This window comes from Clostridia bacterium (assembly GCA_012840125.1).
In the GTDB taxonomy this organism is placed as follows: Bacteria; Bacillota; DULZ01; order DULZ01; family DULZ01; genus DULZ01.
Genome location: DULZ01000098.1, coordinates 1 through 3,461, shown reverse-complemented (window position 1 = coordinate 3,461; position 3,461 = coordinate 1). Strand labels below are relative to the sequence as shown.

The window sequence follows — 3,461 nt, the reverse complement described above, 5'->3', positions numbered from 1 at the left end:
AGGCAGGTCATTGAAGAAGTCAAGGAAGGAGCCGTGCGCAGTGCCCAGGTGGCGGAGGATTTCCTGACCAGCATCAATGAAACGGGCCGCGCCGTGGAGCAAGTCAATCATGCCATCCAGGAAGTGGCGGCGGGAGCCAATGAGCAGGCCAGCGGTGCCGGGCAGGCCGCGGAGATGGTGGAAGAGATTTTCAAGGCGGTGGAAGCGACCAGCAAGGAAGTCAATGCGGTGCGGAATCACACCGGGCAAGTATTGCGCCTCATTGAAGAAGGACTGGCCCAGCTTGACAATCAAAACCGGGCCATGGCGGACAGCGCGGCAGCCGGCGATAAAGTAGCCGTGGCCATCACCAATCTCCATCAAATGACACAAAAGATCGGGGATATCTTAGATACCATTTCCCAATTTGCCGACCAGACGAACTTACTGGCCCTGAATGCCGCCATTGAGGCGGCCCGGGCAGGAGAACACGGGAGGGGCTTTGCCGTTGTGGCCGAGGAGGTACGCAAGCTGGCGGAAGGTTCCGCGCAGGCGGCGGGAGAAATCGGCCGCATCGTACAGGAGATCCAGCAGGGGGCCAAGGAGGCCGTGGATAATATGGAGACGGCCCAGGCCACGAACCGGGTCCAGAAAGAGGCGGTAGAAGCCACGGACCACATTTTCCGGCGGATCTCCGAAGGCGTCAGGGAAGTGGCTCACAGCATCAACGAAGTAGCGGAAGCGGAGCACCAGATTGTGGAACGCACCCAGAAAATCACCGATGTCATCAACCGGATTTCCAGCGTGGCGGAGGAGGACGCTGCGGCGGCCGAAGAAGTCTCCGCTTCCAGCCAGCAGCAGGCGGCGGCCATGCAAGAACTCACCGGTCTGGCTGAAAACCTGAACCTGATGAGTCAAAATCTCAGGCAGGTCATTGCCAAGTTTAAACTGGATCATGGGGCGGAGGAGGCGGCCGGTGGGCAGGAAATGGACCAGGCTGCCGGGGACGGCAGCCAAACCGGGGACGGCAGTGGGCCTCCGGCGGAAGACGAGCAAGAAGACTGAGCTCCCAACAACGAAAGGTACCTTTCACAGCCGTGAAGGGTACCTTGCTTCTTTTACCAATCTTAAATAGGGCAACCGGTACTCATACAGGGCGTCAGGGGAGTCCTGCTCGAGCATGAAACCCGGCTCCTGCGGTCCAAATCAGCCCTGCGGTCAACACCGATTGCCGCTAATCCTCATCTAGCCTTTCCCGGTGGTGACAGGTGTCCTCGTTTGGGAAGGAATCTGGTGCAATTTAGAGGATTACGCCTCTCGCTGTCGAACTTGAGATCCAGAGATAAATCAGAATATTGCATATTTTCGTGCTGTTGTACCGGTCACAGTACGAGGACTGGCGGTGGGACGCGGCATGCATGAATTCGCTTTGGTGCAAGAGATGCTTTCCCTGCTGGAGCCGGTGGTCCGGGAGCACCGGCTCAGAAAGGTGACAGGGATTACCCTGCGGTTGGGGGTTTTAGCGAACGTGGTGCCGGAAGCCCTGGAAATGGCTTTCCTGGCCCTAACCCAGGGTACCCCCTATGAGGGAGCGGCCTTGAAGTGGGAAACAGTACCTGTTGTGGCCGCATGCCAGGCATGTGGGGCCAGGTATACTGCCACCACATTGTCTTTGACTTGCCCAGAGTGCCATGGGACGGATGTCAGGGTTTTGGACGGCACCCAGGTAGCGGTGGCCAGTCTCGAGGGGGAGGGATACGATGATTGTGGAAGTGAATAAAAGCGTAATGGCAAACCAGGCGGCCCAGGCTCAGGCCAACCGGGAGGTTTTCCGGCGCCACCGGGTGAAAGTGGTAAACCTGTTGGGGTCTCCCGGTGCAGGCAAGACCAGTTTTTTGGAGGCGACCCTGGCCAAGCTGGCGGAGACGTACCGGGTGGGGGTGATCGAAGGAGATCTGTCCACCGCGATGGATGCCCAGCGGATTGCGCGGCTCGGGGTGCCGGTGGTGCAAATCAATACCCAAGGGGGCTGTCACTTGGACAGCCGGATGATCGCCGAGGTGCTCCCCCGGTTTAACCTGGCGGATCTGGATTTACTGATCATCGAAAACGTGGGCAACCTGGTCTGCCCGGCGGCTTTTGATTTAGGTGAGGATTTGAAGGTGGTAGTCTTAAGTGTGGCCGAGGGAGGGGATAAACCGGCCAAGTACCCTCGTACATTCCTGGAGGCGGAAGCCGTGATCATCAATAAAATCGATCTCCTGCCTTTTACCGATGTGGATTTGCCTACTTTAAGAGGGGAGCTGCTCAAGGTCAATCCTCGCCTCGAGGTTTTCCCCGTATCCTGCCGGAACCGGGAGGGACTGTCCCCTTGGTATCAATGGCTGGAGACCAGGCTGTTCGGGTCGAAGGGAGAAGCTCAACCGCATGATGTTTGAAAAACCGGGACCGATCAGTGAGGTCTTCCACTGGCCCTGGGAAGGGGGGCAGGTGTTGGCCCTGGGGGCGGAAGTAAACAGCACTATTTGTTTTATCCAAAACGGCCTGGCTTATGTCAGCCCTCCTCTGGGAGACCTGGAAGACTATCAAAATTTCCTGCGGTTTGAAGAGTACATCATAGAAGGACAGGGCCGGCTGGGGATGAAACCGGAAGTCATCGCCCATGACCTGCACCCGGAATACTTGTCTACCAAGTATGCTTTAACCCGGGCCGGTGAGACCCGGTTAATCGGTGTACAGCATCATCATGCTCACCTGGCCGCTTGCCTCTTGGACCAGGAGCTGGATGAAACGGTCATCGGGGTAACTTTTGACGGTACCGGTTACGGCCTCGACGGCTGTCTATGGGGTGGTGAGTTTCTAACCGGCAACAGGTCCCGCTTCACCCGCTGGGCCCACCTGGCTTACCTGCCGGTCCCTTCCGGCGCCAGGGCCATCAAAGAACCCTGGCGGATGGGGGCCCAGTATCTATACGAGACCTTTGGGCCGGAGATGATGTCTCTCAAGCTCAGCTTTGTGGAAGCGCTGCCGGAAAGCTGGCCGCTTTTGCAGCGTGCTACCGGGCGAGGGGTTAACGCGCCGTTGACCAGCAGCTGCGGGCGGTTATTTGACGGGGTGGCGGCAGTGGTGCTGGATCTGTACGGTACCGCGGCTTTTGAAGGGAAAGCAGCCGTCAGTTTGGAGGAGGCCTCCGCCCCGGAAGAGGAGGGGCATTACCCCTTTACCGTCAGCGAGGCCATGCCCTGGCAGGTGGATTGGCGCCCCCTATGGCACGCCTTGGTGGAAGACTTGGAGAAGGGCGTGGGGAAACAAATCGCCGGCGCCCGTTTTCATAACACCGTGGCGAAAATGATCCAGGTAGTAACGGGGCGCATCAGCCGGGAGACCGGGATTAAGAAAGTGGCCCTGACCGGGGGAGTGTTTCAAAACCGCTTATTAAGGCAAAAAGCCGCGGCTTATTTAACCGGGGCGGGTTTGGAAGT

Annotated in this window: 4 protein-coding genes; all 4 read left to right on the top strand. The window is 58.3% G+C overall.

The genetic code is table 11. The annotated features are described in order from the left end of the window. A partial coding sequence (locus GXX34_11725) for a hypothetical protein (GenBank protein HHW08175.1) occupies positions 1–1,044 on the top strand: 1,044 nt, incomplete at its 5' end. Between the two features lie 337 nt (positions 1,045–1,381). Next, positions 1,382–1,759 (top strand): hydrogenase maturation nickel metallochaperone HypA, encoded by a 378-nt coding sequence (locus tag GXX34_11720; protein ID HHW08174.1) that lies wholly within the window; start codon positions 1,382–1,384, stop codon positions 1,757–1,759. Beyond that, positions 1,740–2,417, top strand: coding sequence for a hydrogenase nickel incorporation protein HypB (hypB, locus tag GXX34_11715; GenBank protein ID HHW08173.1), 678 nt, complete (start codon positions 1,740–1,742; stop codon positions 2,415–2,417). Before GXX34_11720 ends, hypB begins: the two co-directional genes overlap by 20 nt. Beyond that, positions 2,407–3,461, top strand: a 1,055-nt coding sequence (locus GXX34_11710; GenBank protein ID HHW08172.1) for a carbamoyltransferase HypF, incomplete at its 3' end; no start/stop codon positions are given. The genes hypB and GXX34_11710, both read left to right, overlap by 11 nt.